Here is a 6,000-nt window from a genome sequence, read left to right as displayed (position 1 = left end):
GGTTGCACCCGGATCCCACGCTGCCGTTCAGGGAGGGCCGCGAATCACCGCCCGTGCCCCCGCCGTCGACGCCCGTGCAGCGGCAGCGCCCCTCCGTGAAGCGCAGGTCCATGCCGAGCCGCCGCGAGTTCGACGACCTGCTCGACGCCGCCGAGCGCGAAGTGATGGCGCAGCGGCCTGGCCCACAGGTGGAGCGGGTGGTGGCGCGACTGAGGGAGGCGGAAGTCGCGTGGGGTCCGCGTGAGCGCCTCGTCGTTCGAGCTCAGTTGGTCCGCGCGGATCGTGCCCGGCTCGAAGGGGACTGGCCCGGAGCCGGCAGGCTGTACCGCGCCGTGGAGCGGACGCCTCTCGGCGAGAAAGACGTGGACCTTCTCTTGGAAGCCCGCGTCGGCGTCGCCGAATGCCTGGTGCCGGAGCAGGACGACACCGAGGCGGCGTTCACCATGTGGAAGGCGGTGATCATCGAGCTTCGCGGCCTGTCCCGGTCGTCACTCAAAGTGCATCGGCGCTGTCGCGAGTTCGCCGCGGAACTCGCCGAATGGGGCCACCACGATGAGGTCGAGACGATGCTCAGCTCTCTCTGAGCCGCCCGGCGGCCAGAAGTTCCGTGAGCGTCCGGCTCAGTGTCGCACCCACGTTGCCCACCTCCGCGACGGCCTGTTCGAAGCGCACCAGCCGACGATGGATGTCGCCGTATTGGCGCTGTTCCTCGATGGGGAGACGAGGCACCAGGAGACGCCGCGGATCCACTCGCGATGTGGTGGTGGCGTGTGTACCTGCCTGCCGTGCGTTGAAGTGCGCACGCAGGCAGGCGGCCAGGAACCATGGGTCGAGACGCTCGGTGTCGGGCCGGAGCCGATGGATGTGCGGCCCCAGAACAGTGGGTGCCGCGACGTCCACCCATGCGCCGAACTCGGCCGACGGAACGACCACCACCACGTCGTTGGACGATGTCACGGTGACGCCCTTGTCCCGTTCGAGCTGCTCAACGTCCTCGGCGGTGATCCAGAACTGAGGCGGCTGCCCTTCCCGCAGGTCCGCGACGGTGAGCACCGGAACCCCGTCATCGGGCCGTTCACCTCGCCGTATGTATCCGTCCGGGATCGCCTGCCCTGGTGCCAGCGCGAGCGTGCCGGCTTGCTCCAGGTCGGCGACCGCGACAGCGTGGGCGTCCGCCACTTCCCGCACCACCTCGAGATCGCGCAGGACCTTCCCCAGATCCTGGGCTTCCTGCAGGCTCGAGTCGAACTGCCGCCAGGTACGGCGATGATTGACGACCGATACCGACACGCTGGTGGGCGCATGCCGTGCGGGAGTCAGGTCGGTCTCCTCGCCCAGTAGGTCAAGGACCGGTATTTCGATGCTGCTCTCTTGCGCCTTACCAGCCATCGCGCCGAATACCCGATCTCGGACGGCATCCCAGTCGATAGCCTGGGCGCGGGCGGCTGACAAGGTGGCCCGGCAGTCGGCCGTGTCCACCATGAGGACCGAAGGAGTGGTCCGGCGCTGGGCCGGTGGCTGCAGGATCCACAGGTGCAGGCCGACCCCGAAGGGGGGAGCCGCACCCGGGGGCAGGGCGATGACAGCTCTGAGCGACCCCGCCCGCAGCATCGCCGCCCTGATGCGACGGCCCGCGCGGCGTGAGGCCACGGCGGGAGGCAGAAGCACGACGGCGACGCCGTCGTCGCCCAGCGCGGAGACGATGTGCTGCACCCAGGCGAGTTCGGACTCGGTTCGGGGTGGCAGGCCGAACAGCCATCGCCGATCGGTCGCCAGTTCCGCGTGTCCCCAATCGCGTTCATTGGTAGGCGGATTACAGAGGACCACATCAGCGATGGCGGTCGGGGGTTCGCTCCGCAAGGTGTCGGTCGTTCTGAGGTCGATTTCGGGCGTCTCGGCCAGCAGCGACAATCTGGATCTCGCCAGCATGGCGAGAACGGGATCTCGCTCATGGCCGAGAAGCCGGCATGTGCCCTTCCAGCGTTCCGCGCCGGCCAGGAGTAGTCCGCCGGCACCGCAGGCAGGATCGAGCTGTGTGCTGATCTTTCCCGGTCTGGCCTGGGCCGCCACTTCAGCCATGAACGAGGCGAGCGGAGCCGGTGTAGTGGTGATCTGACGGATATGCGTGCCGAGCCACCGGTCGAGGAGGTATTGAAAAGTCTCGCGGCCGCCTTCATGCAGGGAGAGCTCAAGAGCCTGCTCGACCAGATGCTCTTCGCCTGGATCGAGCTCGCGGTGAGGCGCGTCTCGCAGCCGGGCGCCGAACTCGGCGATGACCCGCCCCATGCGATCACGATCGCCCAGAGCCTCGAAAGCCGGCCAGAGGCGTTCGAGTGAACCGGTGGATGATCCGAGCTTGTCGTGCTCACGCAGCCACTCCTCGACCTGGACCAGGGAGAACTGTGGGCTGGTGTCCGTACCGTTGACAGGGGAGGGGAAGGTGTGATGCCGTCTTCGCCAATTGCTGACGGCGGCCCGTCCGACCCCTGCGATGCGCGCGATCTCGGCGAGTGTCACCATGACAGGGCGCTCGCCCATGACTATCAAGCCCTTCCTGAACCAGCCCGCTCAGATCCCAGATCGAAGCGTTGCTCTGTTGACGCAGTTTTCATCATACCCTTCAGTAGGGTGAGTAACCAGAAAAGTCGTACAGGTGTTCTAGGTCTACTGCAGAGACTGCTGTGAGACGAACGGACTGGGCGCGCCGCTCCACGACACGTAGAGCGCCTCGCGGGCCCTCGTGCAGGCGACGAAGAGGACGCAGCGCTCTCGCAGCATGTCACTCCCGTGCTGGAGCCGGTCCACCTCCGCCGGTGTGATCTCCTTGGCGAACGGCACCGCGCTGGCGGTCACCCCCGCCACCGCCACGCAGCGGAACTCCAGCCCCTTCATGGCATGCATGGTCGCCAGGCGAATCCCCTCGGCCTTCGCCGACGGCTGGTCCTTGACCTTGACCGCCGGGATGCCCTCGGCCACCAGCCGGTCGTGGATTTTGTTCAGCAGGATGTTGAAACGGGTGCACACGGCGATCTCGCTCGGCCGCACCCCCTGCCCGAGCCAATCCCGCACGCACTCCACGACCGCTGCGACCTCGGCCTGCTCGCCCGGGAAACCGGCCGTACGAGGACGCTGGCCGTGCAGCAGGGACCGGTAGCCGGACAGGTTCTCGTTACCCTGCCCGCCCAGGTCCTCGACGAGCGACCCGTCGAGCAGGCCGGTCGACCAGGTCAGGATCTCCGCCGTGCTGCGGTAGTTGATGCGCAGCCGGCCGCTCCGACCGGCCACGGAGATGCCGAGTGAGCCGAGGGAGACCTTGGAGTCGTAGATCCGCTGGTGCGGGTCGCCCGTGATGAAAAGATCGTCCGGGCCGTCGAGGACGGCAGCGCGCAGCACCCGCCACTGCGCCGGGTGCAGGTCCTGCGCTTCGTCCACGATGACGTGGTCGAAGCCGTACCGTCTCAGATCTGAGCCGCCGAGCAGGCGGGTCGCTTCCGCGCAGAGCTGCAGGTGGGTGCTGACCCCGCCGCCGCGGAGCTCCGCCGTGAACGCCTCGACCGCATCCCAGATCTGCTGCCGCCGCCGCGGCCCGATCGCCGTGCCCCGGCCCCGCCGGGGCGCCTGGAGATACTCGCCCCGCGAGGTGATCCGCTGCGCGAGGACGACATGCCGGTACTCCTGGCGCAGGAACTGCTCGGTCCATGGCAGGTCCAGCCGCCGGATCACGCGCCGCCAGATCTGCCGCTCGTCGGCGTCCCCGATCATCTTCGGCGTGCGGCCGGCCAGCGCCCGCACTACGCGGTAGGCGTAGGCGTTCACCGTGGTGACATCCACTCGCGCGAGCTGCTTCTCGTCGTCCAGGAGCTGCGTCAGGTTCTCCCGCAGCGCCGCCGCGAGCGCGGTGGTGTACGTCGTGAGCAGGATCCGGCTGCCGGGCGAGCGGCTGAGCAGGTGCTTGACCCGGTGCAGCGCGACCACCGTCTTGCCCGTTCCCGGGCCGCCCGTCACCTGCGCCGGCCCGTTGTAGGACGGACGGTACGCGACGCGCCGCTGCGAGGGATGCAGGAAGACCCGCCACGCGGCGAACGGCTTGCTGAGCACGTCGGTCAGCTCGTCCGCGCTGCTGACCAGGGTGATGCGGGTGGTGGTGTTGATGATCGCCCGCTCAAGGCTCTGGTCCGCGTCGGCAGACGCGTCGGCAGGGCGCCGCTCGGCTACGACCTGCTGGTAGACCTCCTGGGGCGAGAATCCCTCCGCGAGATACTGCAGCACCTCGAACTGGTCCTCGGGCAGCAGCGAGGCGAACGCGTTCAGTTGCGGCTTGTCGATGATGGTCCGTACGGCGCGCAGCACCTGGTCGTCGACGCCGAGATCGCGCAGCACGGTGTCGGAGTGCTTCGCGAACAGCAGCGACGGCGCCTCGGCCGCCGCCTGCTCCAGGGCCGGGGTGAGCTGCTCGATGGCGACGATGTTGCGCACCTCCAGGGCGTGCGTGGCGGAGTTGACGGTGTAGAGCCGCTTGGCCGCCCACCCGTAGGCCTCGTCGTGCGGCACGACGTTCAGCAGCAGGAAGGTGTCGGTGCCATCGTCGGGGGCCAGGACCACGCCCCGCCAGAACTCGGTGATGCGGATGGTGCGCATTCGCGGGTCTCGCGCGTTCACCACCGACTCCAGATGCAGGCCCTTGTCGGCGTACAGTTCGGCGATGGAGAGCTGCTGGAACCTTTTCATGGCCTTGCGCACGCCCGCCTTGACCAGCTTCTCCAGGCCGTCGAAGCTCTCCCAGAAACTGTTGGCGAAGGCGAGCTGCGGCACGCGGAACCTCCCAGGTGAGTGGCGAGGCACCAGGGTATGGCCGAGCCGTTCGGCGGAGCCAGCGATCCCGGCGGATTGCTGCCGGGTAGGGTGGCATCGCTAGGAGGCATGCTCCTACCGTGCTAGGAAGATGCTTCCTAGCGCGGTATGCTCCATGCTGTGCCTGAGGCCCTTCCCCCACACATGCGGCAGCTCGCCGAGGTGGCAACGATCGTGGCGGCCGCAGGAGCCACGGCTGACTGGCTGTACCACCTCAAGGGCGACATGTGCGCGCTGCGTGTGATCAAGGATGGCGTCATCTCGGTTCCCGTCATGATTCCTGCCGACCCGGATCGCGACCCGGAGTTCTTCCGTGAAGCCGTCAAGCGGCTGGAGGCGGTCGTAGAAAGGATGAGTCGATGAGTAAGACGATTGCGTATGTCGTCACGTATGAGAACCGGCGGTGGGTGTCGCGCTGCCCTAGCGGCGAGGTTGAAGGGGTCGGTGTGGCAAGCTCCTTGTCCCAGCTGGAGCGCGACTTGGCGGAGATTCACGCCTGGGCATGGCCGGAGGAAACTCCCGCCGTGAACTTCGTCTTCGATCTCCCCGAGGAGGTGGCGGGAGTGGTGGCGGAATACAATCGCGAGAAGGAGCTAGCCGAAGCGCATGCCGAGCGCGCTGCGGAACTAGCGGTCAAAGCCGCGAGAGTGCTGACGAGCCATTGGTCGGAGCCGGATACGGCACGCGTCATGGGTCTGTCCAAGCAGCGTGTCCACCAATTGAAGGTGAGCGCCTGATGTTGTCAGGGCATGTGGGCTCCTGCTCTGCAGCCGTAGGCGTGATGCTGCGGTAAAGTTTCGTACATGCAGGTCTTCCGCGTGACTGCGTGGCACCGGCCGGTGTCTCCTCCAGCGTGGCCACCACCACCTTCTCGACCTGGTCCAGCCCGATCGACGGCGGGCGGCCAGGTCGCCGCTCGTCGATCAGCCCGTCCAGCCGCAGGCGCAGGAACCGATGCCGCCACTTGGAGACCGTGTCCGGATGCACCCGCAACCGCTCGGCGACCCGCTTGTTGTCCTCACCGTCCGCGCAGCCCAGCACGATCTTCGCGCGCATCGCCAGGACCTGCGCGGTTTGGCCCGCCGCGCCCACCGTTGCAGCACCGCCCGCTCGTCCTGCGACACCGTCAGCTCCGCCTTGGGCCGGCCC

6 protein-coding genes are annotated in these 6,000 nt (G+C 67.8%); 3 read left to right on the top strand and 3 right to left on the bottom strand.

All coding sequences use genetic code 11. The features are described from left to right. Window positions 1–584 (top strand): hypothetical protein (locus tag C1I98_RS08535; protein ID WP_233507490.1); only part of this gene is annotated, 584 nt, incomplete at its 5' end. Here C1I98_RS08535 and C1I98_RS08530 read toward each other — a convergent pair. Together C1I98_RS08530 and C1I98_RS08525 are read right to left on the bottom strand one after the other, a co-directional pair. Further along, window positions 571–2,520 (bottom strand): N-6 DNA methylase, encoded by a 1,950-nt coding sequence (locus tag C1I98_RS08530; protein WP_199536808.1) that lies wholly within the window; start codon window positions 2,518–2,520, stop codon window positions 571–573. The genes C1I98_RS08535 and C1I98_RS08530 overlap by 14 nt on opposite strands. A 144-nt stretch (window positions 2,521–2,664) precedes the next feature. Continuing rightward, window positions 2,665–4,812 (bottom strand): UvrD-helicase domain-containing protein, encoded by a 2,148-nt coding sequence (locus C1I98_RS08525; RefSeq protein ID WP_111166531.1) that lies wholly within the window; start codon window positions 4,810–4,812, stop codon window positions 2,665–2,667. 183 nt (window positions 4,813–4,995) lie between these two features. Here C1I98_RS08525 and C1I98_RS08520 point away from each other — a divergent pair, with 183 nt between their 5' ends. Both C1I98_RS08520 and C1I98_RS40370 read left to right on the top strand, forming a co-directional pair. After that, window positions 4,996–5,214, top strand: a complete 219-nt coding sequence (locus C1I98_RS08520) for a hypothetical protein (protein WP_146607340.1) — start codon at window positions 4,996–4,998, stop codon at window positions 5,212–5,214. Continuing rightward, the gene (locus tag C1I98_RS40370) at window positions 5,211–5,588 is read left to right on the top strand and encodes a hypothetical protein (RefSeq protein ID WP_146607339.1); all 378 of its coding nucleotides are present in this window, start codon (window positions 5,211–5,213) and stop codon (window positions 5,586–5,588) included. Before C1I98_RS08520 ends, C1I98_RS40370 begins: the two co-directional genes overlap by 4 nt. Here C1I98_RS40370 and C1I98_RS43715 read toward each other — a convergent pair. Continuing rightward, a complete protein-coding gene (locus C1I98_RS43715) occupies window positions 5,539–5,907 on the bottom strand; it encodes a helix-turn-helix domain-containing protein (RefSeq protein WP_233507489.1) in 369 nt (122 codons plus the stop codon). The genes C1I98_RS40370 and C1I98_RS43715 overlap by 50 nt on opposite strands. Window positions 5,908–6,000 lie beyond the last annotated feature (93 nt).

The organism is Spongiactinospora gelatinilytica (assembly GCF_003236385.1).
Classification (GTDB): domain Bacteria; phylum Actinomycetota; class Actinomycetes; order Streptosporangiales; family Streptosporangiaceae; genus Spongiactinospora; species Spongiactinospora gelatinilytica.
Note: the sequence above shows the minus strand (reverse complement) of the source record. Positions and strands in the feature narration are given on the sequence as shown.